This window comes from Gordonia sp. HS-NH1 (assembly GCF_001418765.1).
In the GTDB taxonomy this organism is placed as follows: domain Bacteria; phylum Actinomycetota; class Actinomycetes; order Mycobacteriales; family Mycobacteriaceae; genus Gordonia.
Window position 1 is genome coordinate 1 of sequence record NZ_LIYC01000004.1, and the last position, 14,480, is coordinate 14,480.

A 14,480-nucleotide genomic window follows, 5' to 3' on the forward strand; every position below is an offset into this window, starting at 1 on the left:
GGTCAGCATCAGTTGCGTGCGGGGACTGCTGATGCTGTCGATGCTCGCGCCGAGAGCAGCCTGGTCGAGGATCAACTCGAAGGCGTCGGCGCGGCGTTGCTCGGCGGTGCGTCGGTCGTCGGTGCCGTCGGGTTCGGTTCGTGGGCAGGAACGTTCGTCGATCATGGCCAGGGACTTCTCGCCGACGACTTGGGGGAGGTCGGCGCGGATGTCGATGCGGCCGTCGTCGGTGGTGTGGACGTTGACTGTGTTGAGGGATGCGTCGTCCGCCGCGGGGATGCCGCTGTCGACTGCTTCGGCCAGTGTGTTGGCGATCGTGCGGGCGTGTTCAAGCACCTGTGCCGGTGTCGCCCCGGAGAGTGCTCGGCCGAGGAGTTCGGTCTCGCACTCGGAGCGATCGTCGTCGGAAATGGCTGTCGCCGAGCGTTTGTCGATGTGATTCATTCCTCGAACAATGGCGTAGACGACTTCCGACGACAAGCGTCCGTCGGCGGCGTGACGTGCCAGGGCGGGCAGCGTGTGCAGGCCGTCGACGCTGCGCATGATGCGTGAGGCGACAGCTGGCGCGTGTCCCATCTCGATCAAGAGCTGCCGGGTGGTGCCACCTGCCTTGTGTGCGACTTCGAGTTCGTCGAGTTGTGCTGTGTGGGTGGTGATCTGGTGTTCGACGGTGTTGCGGATCAACCGGATCACGTTCAGTGCGTCGAATGTCGCTGTGCCCGTGGGGTCCTCGGCGGGCGGGGTGGTCTCGATGAGCTGATCGAGGAGGCTGGTGAGCTCTGGCATGGGCCCAAGTACATGAACATTCGTTCGATTTCGAGGAGTTTCCACAAGCCCGGAATCGCGAAATATTCGACTGTGCAGGCGATTTCGTCGACTGAGCGTCGATTTTCGTCGACTGTGCGTAAACCGTTGACAGTGGTGAACTTCAGTCACACCAGTTTCGAATTTTGACCCAGCAGCGGCGACCCGTCGTTGACTCTGCAACGCCCGCCTCGCCTCCCCGAGCACCGCGTGAAGCCGCCGACGCCCCCGCCGAACTCGGCGCACATCTCGAACCGCAACTACGAGTAGCGCGGACCGAACTGCCGGTCGCCCGCGTCACCGAGCCCCGGCACGATGTAGTTGACCTCGTTGAGGCCGTCGTCGACCGCGGCCACCACGAGACGGCACGGATGTCCCGAATTCTCGAGCGCGGCAACACCTTCAGGAGCCGCCACGACGCAGACCGCGGTGATGTCGGTGGCGTTGCGGGCAACCAGGAGTTCGATCGTGTGAAGCATCGAACCGCCGGTGGCGAGCATCGGATCGAGGACGAACACCGGCCGCCCCGCCAGATCCTCCGGCAGCGACTCGAGATAGGGCACCGGCTGCGCGGTCTCCTCGTCACGTGCGAGACCCACGAAACCGACATGCGCCTCGGGGACCATCGCGTGGGCCTGCTCGACCATGCCGAGCCCCGCACGCAGCACCGGCACCAGGAGAGGCGGGGACGCCAGCCTCGACCCCGTGTGCGACGTCATCGGCGTGTTGATCGCGACATCGGCGCGCGGCGCATCGGCGAGCGCCTCGTAGATCAGCATCTGAGTGAGGTCGGACAGCGCCGCCCGGAATCCGGCGTTGTCGGTGGTCTCGTCACGCATCGTGGTCAGACGCGCGGCCGCGAGGGGATGGTCGACGATCAGGGACTCCATGCCCATCACCCTATTTCCTCGGTGACGATCGCGTGCCTCTTGGGCGTGGCCGGCCCCGCCCGATCTCTCGCGCGTGCGAAACTCGATGGAACCCAACTCGGCCGCGCCGCGTCAGAATCCCATGAGCCCGTCCTCCCCGCACCCTGATCCTGCCCCCGCCCGTCCAGGCCTCGCGGCCGGCAACCGGCTGTCCGTCGATTCGACTGCGTTGCACGATTTCTCCGATACACATCGCACGAACGCCCGGATGCTCGACAGTGACGCCGGGGTCGACGACACCGGGATGGTCGACCTGGCCATCACCTTCGGACTGATCGGAATCGAGTTCCTCGCCGCCGTCGTCGAGTTCCTCGAGCTTCATCGCCGGAATGTCGCTGCCGCCGCGGCACGCGAGGAACGCGTCGGACTGACCACGAGTTCTGCCGCGACGTCCTACGCCGACTGTGACTGCGCGGCCGCCGACGGAATCACGGCACAAGGCGGGCTGACGCTGTGATCCCCGTCGAGCTCCTCATCGAACCGTTGCGTCAGCTGGTGGCCGCGCTGGGCACCGGCGTCCTGGCACCGGGCAACCCCGCGGAACGGGTCCGGGCCGACGCGTCCACCGTCGAGGAGGTGCGCCGCCGATCGGTGTCGGCCACCGAATCCGTCCACACCCGATGGGACGGGGCGGGGTCGGCCGGGGCCGATGCCGCGACCACGGCGATCCGGCAGCAGCTCGCCGAGGTCACCGGGTGCGCCACCGAGTTCGGCCGGCTCGTCGAAGACGCGAGTCGCACCGTCCACGCCGCGGCGACCGGGCTGACCGGACTCGTGGACTCCCTGGAGCGTCATGTGCGCGGCCTCGCCGGTGGACTGGCCACTCCGGCAGGACTTCTCGCGATCCTGCCGATCGCCGTCGAGCACCTGGGCCGGGGCGTGGAGATCGTGACCCGCGCCCGAGCCGAGCTCGGCTCGGACACCGAGGCGATGACCGGCCTCGCCCGGCGAACGGCGCCCGCCGAGGTCACCGGTGTCGCGAGCGGCCTCGAGCAGCTGTCGACGGCGCCCACCCCCGGCGGCATCCCGATCACTCTGCCCGATGGTTCGGTCGCATACGCACCGAATCAACGGGCGGCCACGGCGGTGCGTGCCGCGCTGAGTCAGCGCGGCGTCCCTTATGTATGGGGCGGCACCACTCCGGACGGATTCGATTGCAGCGGCTTCACCCAGTGGGCCTACCGCCAGGCCGGACTCGAGCTGCCCCGGCTCGCGCAGGAGCAGGACACCGCCGGAGTCCCGGTCTCGCGGGCGCACCTCCAGCCCGGGGACCTCGCGGTGTGGTCCGGTCACGTCGCGATGTACATCGGTAACGGTCAGATGGTCGAAGCCGGTGACCCGGTGGGCGTCTCGCCGGTACGGACCTCGAACCTCGACCAGGCGTTCGAGGGCTTCTTCCGTCCACGCTGAGAGCCGGGTGACGCTCGATCCACCAAGCCGGTGCGATGAGTTCATCGAAATGTCGTCGGCGCACCATCGACCGTCTGTGGGGGCACTACTGGATTCGCCGCCGACAATCGCTAGGCTGTGTCCCCATGGCCGGAGACATCGTCCCGATTGAGCTCGGACTCACCGACGGAAACAGCTTCACCCTGTGGGCACCCCGCTGGCGTGAGGGCGATGACGAGTGGGAGGCCTTCCTCGGACTGGACGAGGATCTGTATGTCCTGCCCGGCGTCGCCGAGCTCGCCGCGTTCATCCGGACCAACGAGGACAACGACCTCGTCGAACATCCCGCGTGGTCGACGGTGGTCGGACTGCAGGCCGAAGAACTGGTTCCCGACGAGCGTCACAGCTATGACCTCGTGGGCGTGCCCGAGCTCGCCGCCGAGGACCCGACCCCGGAGGTCATCGCCGAACTCGAGGACGCACTCGAGATCGTCCGCATCCTCGGCGAGGTCTGCGAACTGACGCCGGTCACCAAGTTCTTCAACGGCAACCCGATCCTGGGCGCCGTCACCACGGGCACCCGCAACTTCGACGGCCGCGAGGGCACCGACCTCTGGGTACGCATCGGCCGGCTGATCGCCAAGCACTGGGACGACGTGCTCGACGCCATCGACGGGGTCATCAGCACGCCGAAGGTCGACGCCAAGGCCGTCGAGACCGCGGAGGCCGAGCTGGAGGCCGCCGCATCCGCAGAGGACGAGGACGAGCCCACCGACGACGACATCGAGATCGTCGGTGCCACCGACACCGACGACGAGCCCGCGGAGTCCGACGACGACCTCGAGGACGACGACAAGGACGAACAGGCTGACGACGACTACGACGACGACGATTTCTGGGCGTCGGTCGGCATCGACCCGGTCAAGATCGTCACGAGCGCGAACGAATACCTGACACTCCGGTGCTACCTCGGCGACGATCCGGTCTTCCTCGGCAGCAAGGGCAAGATCTTCGTGTTCACCTCGGCGCGCGCACTGTCGCGGTTCCTCGCCGACGACAACACGCACGACCTCGCCGAGCTGTCCACGTTCGACGAGGTCCGCACCGAGGCCACCAACGGCTCCCTGGAATTCGACGTCATCGACGACAACGTCTACGTGCTGCCGGGGCTCGCCGACGACATCGCCGACGGTCCGCGTCGCATGGATCGTGACCAGCTCGACCTCGCCGTCGAATTGTTCACCGACGCGGCCGACTATGCCGGTGACGACACGGTCACCGAAGCCCTCGGCACCACCACCCCGCTGGGATGGTTCGTGGACTACACGGTCAACCCCGACCCCAAGCGCATGGCGCCGAGCGGCCCGTTCGACAACGAGGCCGAGGCGTGGCGCGCACTCGAGCACGACTTCGAGGCCCGCCTGACCAAGAAGGGCTGACGGGCCGGTCGGCTCCCGTTGCCACGCCGGCCACGACGGTGCTGCTCAGCCGAGCAGCACCGCGTAGCCGGGCTTGATGACGTCGTCGATGAACGCCAACCGCTCGTCGAAGTGGATGAACGCCGATTTCATCGCGTTCACGGTGAACCGTTCGAAATCTGCCCAGCCGTATCCGAACTGATCGGCGAGCAGACCGAACTCCTTGCTCATCGTGGTGTCGGACATGAGCCGGTTGTCGGTGTTGACGGTGACGCGGAATCGCAACCGTGCCAGCACGTTGAACGGATGCTCGGCGAGTGAACCGACCGCGCCGGTCTGGACATTCGAGCTCGGGCACAGTTCCAGCGGAATCCGCTTGTCCCGCACGACGTTCGCCACCTGTCCCAGCTTCGCGCCGGCGAACGACCCCGCCGCGAGATCGACCCCGGCGGGGAGTTCGATGTCGTCGAAGACGCGGACGCCGTGGCCCAGTCGGTCCGTCCCGCAGAAACCGATGGCTTCGTGGATCGACGGAAGGCCGAACGCCTCGCCCGCATGGATCGTGAACGGTGCGCAATTGGCTCGCATGTACTCGAACGCATCGAGGTGACGGGTCGGCGGATGTCCGGCCTCGGCACCGGCGATGTCGAAGCCCACGACGCCCCGCTCGCGGTAGCGGACCGCCAGCTCGGCGATCTCGCGCGACCGGGCGGCATGGCGCATCGCGGTGACCAGACAACGCACGGTGATGCTCCGGCCCTGCTCCGCCGCGACGGCCTCCCCCTCGGCGAACCCCCGCAACACGGCCTCGACGACCTCACCGAGCTCCAGGCCACCTTCGAGATGCTGCTCGGGCGCGTAACGGACCTCGGCGTAGACGACACCGTCTGCGGCGAGATCCTCCACGCACTCCCGCGCCACGCGTTGCAGAGCGCCGGCGGTCTGCATCACCGCGACCGTGTGGGAGAAGGTCTCGAGGTAGCGCTCGAGCGAGCCGCTGTCGGCCGCCCGGCGGAACCACTGCCCCAGTGTCTCGGCGTCGTCGATCTGCCTGCCGTTCTCGTCCGACGGCAGGTCCTCGTAACCCACCTCGTGGGCCAGTTCGAGGACCGTCGCAGGCCGGAGTCCGCCGTCGAGGTGGTCGTGCAGCAGCACCTTCGGGGCGAGGGAGATGTTCGCCGGGGTCAGCGTCGTCATGGAGTGAACCTAACGCGGTCGATGATCAGTGGTCGGGTGCCCGCGCCGACCGCGTGTCCAGGGGCGTCGGGTTCGACCGTCGCCGCCCCGGCCAGACACGAGCGCGCGCCGGCGATCCGGCCCTCATCCTGCGTGTGCAGGGTGAACAACGGTTGACCGGCCCGCACACGATCCCCCGGTTTCGCATGGATGATCACTCCGGCCTCGGCCGCGACCGCCTCCCCCGGTTTCGACCTGCCACCCCCGAGTCGCCATGCGGCGTCGCCCACCGCGCGCGCATCCATCTGGGTGACGACACCGTCACGCGCCGCGGTCACGGTGTCGTGATGGCGCGCCCGCGGTAGCGGCGCGTCCGGGTCGCCGCCCTGCGCGGCGATCATCGCCCGCCAGGTGTCCATCGCCCGGCCGTCGGCGAGGTGGGTTGCCGGATCGGCGTCGACGAGCCCCGCGGCGTCGAGCATCTCCCGAGCCAGGGCCAGGGTGAGCTCGACGACGTCGGCGGGCCCACCGCCCGCGAGGACCTCCACCGACTCGGCCACCTCGACGGCATTGCCGACCGCGAGTCCGAGCGGTGTGCCCATGTCGGTGATCACGGCACGGGTGTCGACACCGGCGTCGTGACCGAGTTCGACCATCGTCGACGCGAGTTCGCGCGCGTCGCTCTCCTCGGGCAGGAAGGCACCCGAACCGGTCTTGACATCGAGGACCAGCGCACCGGTCCCCTCGGCGATCTTCTTGCTCATGATCGACGAGGCCAGCAGCGGAATGGATTCGACCGTTCCGGTGACGTCGCGCAGTGCGTAGAGCTTGCGGTCGGCCGGCGCCAGGTCGGCACCCGCGGCGCAAATGACCGCGCCGACGCGTTCGAGTTGGTCGAGCATCTCGGCCGTGCTCACCTCGGCCCGCCATCCCGGAATGGACTCCAGCTTGTCCAACGTCCCGCCGGTGTGACCGAGCCCCCGGCCGGACAGCTGCGGCACGGCGACACCGAAGGATGCGACCAGCGGTGTGAGCGGGAGGGTGATCTTGTCACCGACGCCGCCGGTCGAGTGCTTGTCGACGGTCGCGAGCGTCTTCCCGTTCCGTCGCAGACCGGACAAATCCATCCGCCGCCCGCTGTCGATCATCGCGTGCGTCCAGGACGCGATCTCCCGGCGATCCATACCGCGCAGGTACACCGCCATCAGCAGTGCCGACATCTGTTCCGGCGCCACCTCGCCACGGGTGTAACCGTCGACCATCCACGCGATCTGCGCGTCGCTGAGTTCGTGTCCGCCGCGCTTGGTGGCGATGACCGACACCGCGTGGATGATCTCGCGGTCCTCGACCGTCATGAGCGGACCGCGTCGAGATCGTCGGGTCCGAAGGCGTCCGGGAGCAGATCCGCGAGCGGCCGGGGACCCTGCGGATGGTCGACGAGGAGCCCGCGCCCGCCGTGTTCGAGGAGCACCTGCCGGCACCGGCCGCACGGCATCAGCACCGCCCCGCGCGAGTCGCAGACGCTGACCGCCCGCAAAGCCCGGTCGCCGCCGTTCACCAGGGCCGCGACCAGCGCCACCTCGGCGCAGATACCCAGCCCATATGAGACATTTTCCACATTGCAACCAGCGATGACACGCCCCTCGGCGGTGATCCCGGCAGCCCCCACCGGGTACTGCGAGTACGGCGCGTAGGCGCGTTCGATCATTGATTTGGCCTTGTCCCGCAACGTATTCCACTCGATTTCAGCAACCACGTGAATCTCCTGTCGCACGGCGTCACCGGCCGTTCATCTGGATTTCATCACCGCAAAGCTTGGGTAAGGCAAACCTAAGTCGTAATGTCTTGTCGCTCAGATCGGTTCGGGCAATTTACCACCGGAATGGGCATGGGTTTAGAGTCTCTTCCTATGGGTCCATGGTCGAGTCGGAGCATGCCGATTCGACGCGTCCATCGACGATGTTGGAGGCCACTTTCCCGATGAGCACCTCGACCGAAGTCGCACCCGACCCGGTGCGCAGACGATCTCTTTATCGCGGCGATCCCGGCATGTGGTCGTGGGTCCTGCACCGCATCACCGGCGTCACGATCTTCTTCTTCCTGTTCGTACACGTGCTGGACACCGCGGTCATCCGCGTCGACCCGAATCAGTACGACGCGATCATCGAGACCTACAAGACGCCGATCATCGGCCTCATGGAGATCGCCCTGGTCGCCTGCGTCCTGTTCCACGCCTTCAACGGTGTGCGCCTGATCCTCGTGGACTTCTGGTCCAAGGGACCCAAGTACCAGCGGCAGATGCTGTGGGTGGCCATGACCCTGTTCGTCATCGCCTTCGGGGCCGGCACGGTCCGCCTGCTGCAGATCCTGTTCAGCCACCTGTAGGAGACACCAGAGATGACCACCTCGGAAGCCACCGGTGTCGCCAAGACCCTCGGCACGCAACACGACCGTCCCGCGAGCCTGGACAACCCGCGCTCGCCCCGCAAGCCCAAGGGCGGCAACTTCGAGAAGAACGCATGGCTGTTCATGCGGTTCTCGGGTCTGCTGCTCGTCGTCCTGACGATCGGCCACATGTTCATCATGCTGGCCTGGGACGGCGGCGTGCACCGCATCGACGCCTCGTTCGTCGCCGCACGCTGGAGCTCGCCCTTCTGGCAGATCTGGGACCTCACCATGCTGTGGCTGGCCCAGCTGCACGGCGGCAACGGTGTGCGCACCGTCATCGCCGACTACTCCCGCAAGGACTCGACCCGTTTCTGGCTGAACGTGCTGCTCGCCGTGTCGATGATCCTCGTCCTCACGATGGGCACCTACGCCCTCCTGACCTTCGACGTCAACAGCGTCGGCTAGAGGAGACCTAGAACATGCAGGAACATCGCTACGACGTCGTCATCGTGGGCGCCGGCGGCGCCGGAATGCGCGCGGCGATCGAAGCCGCACCTCGTGCCCGCACCGCGGTACTGACCAAGCTCTACCCGACCCGCAGCCACACCGGCGCGGCCCAGGGTGGCATGTGCGCGGCACTCGCCAACGTCGAGGAAGACAACTGGGAGTGGCACACCTTCGACACGGTCAAGGGTGGTGACTACCTCGCCGATCAGGACGCCGTCGAGATCATGGCCAAGGAGGCCATCGACGCGGTGCTCGATCTGGAGAAGATGGGCCTGCCCTTCAACCGGACCCCCGAGGGCAAGATCGACCAGCGGCGTTTCGGCGGTCACACCCGCGACCACGGCAAGTCCCCGGTCCGGCGTGCCTGCTACGCGGCCGACCGCACCGGTCACATGATCCTGCAGACGCTGTACCAGAACTGCGTCAAGCACGACGTCGAGTTCTTCAACGAGTTCTACGCCCTCGACATCTGCCTCACCGAGAACGAGAAGGGCGAGCAGGTCGCCACCGGCGTCGTCGCCTACGAACTCGCGACCGGCGAGATCCACGTGTTCCACGCCAAGTCGATCGTCTTCGCCACCGGCGGCTCGGGCCGCATGTACAAGACGACGTCGAATGCGCACACGCTGACCGGTGACGGCATGGGCATCATCTTCCGCAAGGGCCTCCCCCTCGAGGACATGGAGTTCCACCAGTTCCACCCGACGGGTCTGGCCGGCCTCGGCATCCTCATCTCGGAGGCGGTCCGCGGCGAGGGCGGCATCCTGCGCAATGCCGACGGTGAGCGCTTCATGGAGCGCTACGCCCCCACCATCAAGGACCTCGCGCCGCGCGACATCGTCGCCCGATCGATGGTGCTCGAGGTGCTCGAGGGTCGCGGCGCCGGGCCGAACAAGGACTACGTCTACATCGACGTGACCCACCTCGGCGAGGACGTCCTCAACGAGAAGCTCCCCGACATCACCGAGTTCGCCCGCACCTACCTCGGCGTCGACCCGGTCACCGAGTACGTGCCGGTGTTCCCGACCTGCCACTACGTCATGGGCGGCATCCCGACGAACATCAACGGCCAGGTGCTGCGCAACAACGACGAGGTCGTCCACGGCCTGTACGCCGCCGGCGAGTGCGCGTGCGTGTCGGTCCACGGAGCCAACCGCCTGGGCACCAACTCACTGCTCGACATCAACGTCTTCGGACGCCGGGCGGGCATCGCCGCGGCGGACTACGCGAACTCGGCCGAGTTCGCCGAACTCCCCGAGACGCCCACCGAGATGGTCGATTCGTGGCTCGAACTGCTGCTCAGCGACCACGGCCACGAACGCGTCGCCGACATCCGCACCGAGCTGCAGGCCTCGATGGACGCCAACGCCTCGGTGTTCCGCACCGAGGAGACCCTCAAGCAGGCGCTGACCGACATCCACCGGTTCAAGGAGCGCTACGCGCACATCCGGGTCCACGACAAGGGCAAGCGCTTCAACAGCGACCTCCTCGAGGCCATCGAACTCGGCTTCCTGCTGGAGATGGCCGAGGTGACGGTGGCCGGAGCCCTGAACCGCAAGGAGTCCCGCGGCGGTCACGCACGCGAGGACTACCCGGATCGTGACGACGTCAACTACAAGCGGCACACCATGGCCTACAAAAAGGGCACCGATCTCCTGTCAGACATCGAGTTGGACTACAAGCCGGTCGTGGAAACCCGCTACGAGCCGATGGAGCGTAAGTACTGATGACATCTGTTCTGGACAAGCCCGCGCCGTCCTCCGACGAGCCGCCGTTGCCACCGGTGCCCGACGAGGCCACCATGGTGACGCTCAAGATCTTCCGTTTCAACCCGGAGAACCCCGACGCCCAGGGCTTCGAGAGCTTCCGCGTCCCGGCGCTGCCGACGGACCGTCTGCTCAACCTGCTCCTGTATGTGAAGGGCTACCTCGACGGGACACTCACGTTCCGTCGTAGTTGCGCCCACGGTGTGTGCGGGTCGGACGCGATGCGGATCAACGGCGTCAACCGTCTCGCCTGCAAGCTCCTGATGAAGGACATGCTCCCCAAGGACAAGTCCAAGGAGATCACCATCACCATCGAGCCGATCCGCGGCCTGCCGGTGGAGAAGGATCTCGTCGTCGACATGGAGCCGTTCTTCGACGCGTTCCGCGCGATCAAGCCGTTCCTGATCACCTCGGGCAACGAGCCGACCCGCGAGCGCATCCAGAGCCAGGCCGACCGAGCTCGCTTCGACGACACCACCAAGTGCATCCTGTGCGCCTGCTGTACGACGAGCTGTCCCGTGTTCTGGACCGAGGGTTCGTACTTCGGTCCGGCCGCGATCGTCAACGCGCATCGGTTCATCTTCGACAGCCGCGACGAGGGCGCCGTCGAGCGTCTCGACATCCTCAACGACGTCGACGGTGTGTGGCGCTGCCGCACGACCTTCAACTGCACCGACGCCTGCCCGCGCGGCATTCAGGTCACCCAGGCGATCTCGGAGGTCAAACGCGCGCTGATGTTCTCGCGCTGACCCAATCGAACTTCTCTCTGCAGCCCGTCGACGGCCCGCACCCTCAGGGGTGCGGGCCGTCGTCGTCGGGGTCGATCGAGGTGATGTGCGGGCCGAAGACGCCGGCGACGATCGCCTCCGCGCTCCGCGCCTCCTCCTCGGGTTCGGCGGGCCAGAGCAGCATGCCCAGAACCGAGCGGATCACGAACCGTGCGCCCACCACGTCGTCGGGATCGACACCGATCAGATCCGCGGCCACCGCACGTACCGCCGGCGAGGACAGGACCGTCGGCGTCGCGTCGATCAGGTTCTCGGGCCGGAGGAACTGTCGGATGACCCGGTCGGCGCGTAGGGCTCGCAGGGTCTCGACGATCGCCGTCCGGGCACGCTCACGCCCCGTGAGGTCTGAGATCGAGGCCCGGATGGCATCGAGCACCGGCGCCGAGGTCGAGGCGAGCACGGACTCGATCAGCACGGCCCGTCCGCCGGCGTGGCGGTAGATCGTCGCCCTCGAGCAGTGCGCCCGGCGTCCGAGTTCGTCGAGATCGAACGCGTCGAGCCCGCGCCGGGCGATGAGTGCCGCCGCGTGCGCGATGAGGCGTTCGCGCGCGGCGTCTCGCCGTTCGCCGCCGACCAGCCAGTCCTCCGCCACCCATCCTCCGTTCTCATCATGAGACGAATCGCGCCTTGGTTGTGGCCACTCTCTGCTGGTCACGACCATACGTTGAGACATCGATCCGTGATGCTCAATCCTCCCGATCTCGACTTCCGGGAATCGCGTGCCATCGTGACCGATGTCGCCGACGCTGGTGTCATGGACACCACCGAGGACCCCACGACGTTCTACTCGCGCCTGCACACCGACTCCCCGGTGCAACGGATCGGGGACTCACCGTTCTTCGCCGTCGGCTCCTGGGACCTCATCGCCGAGGCGGTCCGCCGGCCCGAGGACTTCTCGTCGAACCTGACCGCCACGATGGTGTGGCACGACGACGGCACGGTCTCGGAGTTCCCCGTCGCCGGTCTGGGCGATGCGATGCACGTACTCGCCACCGCCGACGGTGCCCGGCACCGGGACCATCGCAAGCTCGTCATGCCGTCGGTCGCGCCGGCTCGCATCCGTGAACTCGAGCCCGGCATCCGCCGACTCCTCGACGAGTCGTGGACCGCGAATCTGCACGACGGCCGGATCGACTGGGTGAGCGCTGTCGCGCAACGGATTCCGATGGCGGTCGCCTGTGAACTGCTCGGGCTGCCGCCCGACGACCGAGCCGTCCTCACCCGGTGGGCGATCGCGACCAACGTCCTGATCGACGGGGTCATCACGCCGGAGCAGCTGACGACGGCGACCGCGGCGGTCGGCGAGTTGACGGCGTACCTGTCGGCGGCGTTGACCGGCGCCGGGAGCGGAGCGAGCGGGACCGGGTCTGCGCTGGTCGAGGTGGCCGCGCGCGTCGCGGACGGCCGTCTCGACCACGCTTCCGCCGTGATGATCTTGTTCCAACTGGTCGCCGCGGGCGCCGAGTCCACCACGAGCCTGCTGAACAGTGTCGTCTGGCTCTTGGACCGTCACCCCGAGGTCCTCGAGCGACTGCGCCGGGACCCTGATCTCATCCCGGTGTTCGTGGAGGAGACCCTTCGACTCGAGACCCCTTTCCGTGGACACTTCCGGCACGTCGTCACCGACACCACGCTCGGCGACACACACCTGCCCGCCGGCTCGCATGTCTTCCTGATGTGGGGGGCGGCCAACCGCGACCCGGCCCATTTCGACGATCCCGCCGCGATCGACCTCGACCCGGCGGCCCGCAGGTCGCACCTCGCGTTCGGCAAGGGCCTGCACCTGTGTGTCGGGGCCGCGCTGGCGCGCCTGCAGGCGCGACTGGCGGTCGAGCATCTGCTGCGCGTCGCCACGACCTTCCGGATCGATCTGGGGCAGACACAATGGGAGCCAGGGATTCTCGTGCGACGTTTCACCACGTTGCCGCTGACGGCCACCACCTGACGACGCATCCGACTATCCGAGGGAACCGATCAGCCGCTCGATGCGTCGAAGAGAGACCGAAGGCGACCGGCTGGTCGCCGTCGACCGGCGCTCGTCCACCGAAACGGAGTTTCCATGGCCCGCACCCTGCTGTTCCGGCTGCTGTTGACGTTCGCGGTGAGTGTGCTCGCGTGCCTCCTCGTCTTTGCACCGGCTGCGGCTGCGCCCACCACCGACACCCAACGGATCACGATCACGTTGACCTCCGACCGGCAGCACAACGGCGCGGCAGCCTGGACCGACGCGGACGGACGGTTGCGCACGCAGACCGATGTACCACTGACGCAACGAGATTCGCACGGGAACTGGTCGGCGTCCCTGGTGTACACCCGACTCGCGGGCGATCTTCCGCTCGATGCCCTCTTCCAGTCCGGCGGGCGTCTCGCGCGGTGCGAGATCCGGATCGACGGCAAGAAGGTCGCCGACCACACCGCACACGGCCCCCGCCCCACGAGTTCGTGCCGCACGGGTTGATCCCGGCCGGTTCACTCCGGCACCGCGTCGACGAGAGGAATGGCCGCCGGAACCGTACGCTTGCCACGTCATGAGCACGAGAACAGAGCAGGCCGGGGCCTCGCCGCAGCGACCGCGGGTCCTTGAGATCCGACACGCGGAATCCGAGCCGCCGGGCGCGTACGGTCCCGCGTTGGACGAGACCGCCGAGACGACGACCCTACGGATCTGGCGCGATCCCGCGTCGATCGATCTGACCGACTTCGACGCCATCGTCGTTCTCGGCGGCGCGATGGGAGTGGGTGACGCCGACCGCATCCCATGGATCGGCGACGAGCTCGACCTGCTCCGTCGAGCCCGTGACCGAGGTATGCCCATCTGGGGCGTCTGCCTGGGTGCGCAGATGCTGGCGGCGGCTCTGGGTGGGGAGGTGTACACCAGTGACACACCGGAACTCGGCGTGCACCGGGTGAGCCTCACCGATGCGGGGATGGCCGACCCGGTCTGGGGTGGTGCGGTCACGGCACCCACACCCCGCGAGATCGACACCGTGCAATGGCATTTCGACACCGTCATCCTGCCACCCGGGGCGACCCTGCTCGCGTCATCGGAATCCTGCGTCAATCAGCTGTTCCGCGTGGACAACTGCTATGGCGTGCAGTTCCATCTCGAGGCCGGCGGCGATCTCGTCACCGACTGGCTGTCACACCCGGATTCACGGTCCGCGGTCGCCGGGGTCCTGGGCGAATCCGCCACCGATCGTTTCCCCGGCGACGCGGCGGCGGAGGAGGGCATCACCGCGCCGATGGCGGATGCGGTGATGCGGCGGTGGTTGCGCGAGGTCGTCGGCCACGGGCGATCCCGCTGGTAACGTGCGG

The 14,480-nt window shown here is 67.4% G+C and carries 16 protein-coding genes; 10 read left to right on the forward strand and 6 right to left on the reverse strand.

Annotated elements, in window-relative coordinates; all coding sequences use genetic code 11:
• Both AMD30_RS04595 and upp read right to left on the reverse strand, forming a co-directional pair.
• The coding region (locus AMD30_RS04595) for a DUF222 domain-containing protein (RefSeq protein ID WP_156354150.1) at positions 1-786 on the reverse strand (786 nt) is incomplete at its 3' end.
• Between the two features lie 278 nt (positions 787-1,064).
• Entirely contained in the window at positions 1,065-1,694 is a 630-nt protein-coding gene (upp, locus tag AMD30_RS04600; protein ID WP_010841919.1) for a uracil phosphoribosyltransferase, read from the reverse strand.
• Positions 1,695-1,881: 187 nt separating this feature from the next.
• Here upp and AMD30_RS04605 point away from each other — a divergent pair, with 187 nt between their 5' ends.
• The 3 genes from AMD30_RS04605 (at position 1,882) to AMD30_RS04615 (ending at position 4,561) form a co-directional block, all read left to right on the forward strand.
• Positions 1,882-2,190 (forward strand): type VII secretion target, encoded by a 309-nt coding sequence (locus AMD30_RS04605; protein ID WP_269432747.1) that lies wholly within the window; start codon positions 1,882-1,884, stop codon positions 2,188-2,190.
• Complete coding sequence (locus AMD30_RS04610; protein ID WP_055474833.1) at positions 2,187-3,143, forward strand: C40 family peptidase; 957 nt, start codon at positions 2,187-2,189, stop codon at positions 3,141-3,143. Before AMD30_RS04605 ends, AMD30_RS04610 begins: the two co-directional genes overlap by 4 nt.
• 125 nt (positions 3,144-3,268) lie before the next feature.
• Complete coding sequence (locus AMD30_RS04615; protein WP_055474834.1) at positions 3,269-4,561, forward strand: hypothetical protein; 1,293 nt, start codon at positions 3,269-3,271, stop codon at positions 4,559-4,561.
• A gap of 45 nt (positions 4,562-4,606) precedes the next feature.
• On the opposite strand, the gene AMD30_RS04620 is transcribed toward AMD30_RS04615, so the two are convergent.
• From AMD30_RS04620 to AMD30_RS04630, 3 genes are read right to left on the reverse strand one after another with little or no spacing between them, the layout of a single operon-like run.
• Positions 4,607-5,737: an adenosine deaminase gene (locus AMD30_RS04620; protein ID WP_010841915.1), complete on the reverse strand. Its 1,131-nt coding sequence runs from the start codon at positions 5,735-5,737 to the stop codon at positions 4,607-4,609.
• Positions 5,734-7,071 carry a thymidine phosphorylase gene (locus tag AMD30_RS04625; RefSeq protein WP_055474835.1) on the reverse strand — a complete coding sequence of 446 codons (1,338 nt, stop codon included), beginning with the start codon at positions 7,069-7,071 and terminating at the stop codon, positions 5,734-5,736. The genes AMD30_RS04620 and AMD30_RS04625 overlap by 4 nt, the downstream gene beginning before the upstream one ends.
• Positions 7,068-7,472, reverse strand: a complete 405-nt coding sequence (locus AMD30_RS04630) for a cytidine deaminase (protein WP_035717124.1) — start codon at positions 7,470-7,472, stop codon at positions 7,068-7,070. The genes AMD30_RS04625 and AMD30_RS04630 overlap by 4 nt, the downstream gene beginning before the upstream one ends.
• A 224-nt stretch (positions 7,473-7,696) precedes the next feature.
• On the opposite strand from AMD30_RS04630, the gene sdhC reads away from it, so the two are divergent.
• The 4 genes from sdhC to AMD30_RS04650 are packed head-to-tail and all read left to right on the forward strand — an operon-like array spanning position 7,697 to position 11,126.
• The gene (gene sdhC / locus AMD30_RS04635) at positions 7,697-8,101 is read left to right on the forward strand and encodes a succinate dehydrogenase, cytochrome b556 subunit (protein WP_014926226.1); all 405 of its coding nucleotides are present in this window, start codon (positions 7,697-7,699) and stop codon (positions 8,099-8,101) included.
• 12 nt (positions 8,102-8,113) lie between these two features.
• Entirely contained in the window at positions 8,114-8,569 is a 456-nt protein-coding gene (locus AMD30_RS04640; protein WP_004021682.1) for a succinate dehydrogenase hydrophobic membrane anchor subunit, read from the forward strand.
• A gap of 14 nt (positions 8,570-8,583) precedes the next feature.
• Complete coding sequence (gene sdhA, locus AMD30_RS04645; protein ID WP_014926225.1) at positions 8,584-10,338, forward strand: succinate dehydrogenase flavoprotein subunit; 1,755 nt, start codon at positions 8,584-8,586, stop codon at positions 10,336-10,338.
• Positions 10,338-11,126, forward strand: coding sequence for a succinate dehydrogenase iron-sulfur subunit (locus AMD30_RS04650; RefSeq protein ID WP_004021684.1), 789 nt, complete (start codon positions 10,338-10,340; stop codon positions 11,124-11,126). The genes sdhA and AMD30_RS04650 overlap by 1 nt, the downstream gene beginning before the upstream one ends.
• Before the next feature lie 43 nt (positions 11,127-11,169).
• Here AMD30_RS04650 and AMD30_RS04655 read toward each other — a convergent pair whose 3' ends face one another.
• Positions 11,170-11,757, reverse strand: coding sequence for a TetR/AcrR family transcriptional regulator (locus AMD30_RS04655; RefSeq protein WP_055474836.1), 588 nt, complete (start codon positions 11,755-11,757; stop codon positions 11,170-11,172).
• Positions 11,758-11,919: 162 nt separating this feature from the next.
• Here AMD30_RS04655 and AMD30_RS04660 point away from each other — a divergent pair, with 162 nt between their 5' ends.
• From AMD30_RS04660 to AMD30_RS04670, 3 genes are all read left to right on the forward strand, one after another.
• Positions 11,920-13,110 (forward strand): cytochrome P450, encoded by a 1,191-nt coding sequence (locus AMD30_RS04660; RefSeq protein ID WP_055474963.1) that lies wholly within the window; start codon positions 11,920-11,922, stop codon positions 13,108-13,110.
• 114 nt (positions 13,111-13,224) lie between these two features.
• On the forward strand, positions 13,225-13,623 hold the full coding sequence (locus tag AMD30_RS04665) for a hypothetical protein (protein ID WP_055474837.1): 399 nt from the start codon (positions 13,225-13,227) through the stop codon (positions 13,621-13,623).
• Positions 13,624-13,693: 70 nt separating this feature from the next.
• On the forward strand, positions 13,694-14,473 hold the full coding sequence (locus AMD30_RS04670; protein WP_055474838.1) for a type 1 glutamine amidotransferase: 780 nt from the start codon (positions 13,694-13,696) through the stop codon (positions 14,471-14,473).
• The last annotated feature ends 7 nt before the right edge of the window (positions 14,474-14,480 follow it).

Excerpts from the sequence above, each read along its gene's own strand:
- upp (WP_010841919.1), bottom strand. The coding sequence starts at position 1,694 with ATGGAGTCCCTGATCGTCGACCATCCCCTCGCGGCCGCGCGTCTGACC.
- AMD30_RS04615 (WP_055474834.1), top strand. The coding sequence starts at position 3,269 with ATGGCCGGAGACATCGTCCCGATTGAGCTCGGACTCACCGACGGAAAC.
- AMD30_RS04620 (WP_010841915.1), bottom strand. The coding sequence starts at position 5,737 with ATGACGACGCTGACCCCGGCGAACATCTCCCTCGCCCCGAAGGTGCTG.
- AMD30_RS04625 (WP_055474835.1), bottom strand. The coding sequence starts at position 7,071 with ATGACGGTCGAGGACCGCGAGATCATCCACGCGGTGTCGGTCATCGCC.
- sdhC (WP_014926226.1), top strand. The coding sequence starts at position 7,697 with ATGAGCACCTCGACCGAAGTCGCACCCGACCCGGTGCGCAGACGATCT.
- AMD30_RS04640 (WP_004021682.1), top strand. The coding sequence starts at position 8,114 with ATGACCACCTCGGAAGCCACCGGTGTCGCCAAGACCCTCGGCACGCAA.
- sdhA (WP_014926225.1), top strand. The coding sequence starts at position 8,584 with ATGCAGGAACATCGCTACGACGTCGTCATCGTGGGCGCCGGCGGCGCC.
- AMD30_RS04650 (WP_004021684.1), top strand. The coding sequence starts at position 10,338 with ATGACATCTGTTCTGGACAAGCCCGCGCCGTCCTCCGACGAGCCGCCG.
- AMD30_RS04660 (WP_055474963.1), top strand. The coding sequence starts at position 11,920 with ATGGACACCACCGAGGACCCCACGACGTTCTACTCGCGCCTGCACACC.
- AMD30_RS04665 (WP_055474837.1), top strand. The coding sequence starts at position 13,225 with ATGGCCCGCACCCTGCTGTTCCGGCTGCTGTTGACGTTCGCGGTGAGT.
- AMD30_RS04670 (WP_055474838.1), top strand. The coding sequence starts at position 13,694 with ATGAGCACGAGAACAGAGCAGGCCGGGGCCTCGCCGCAGCGACCGCGG.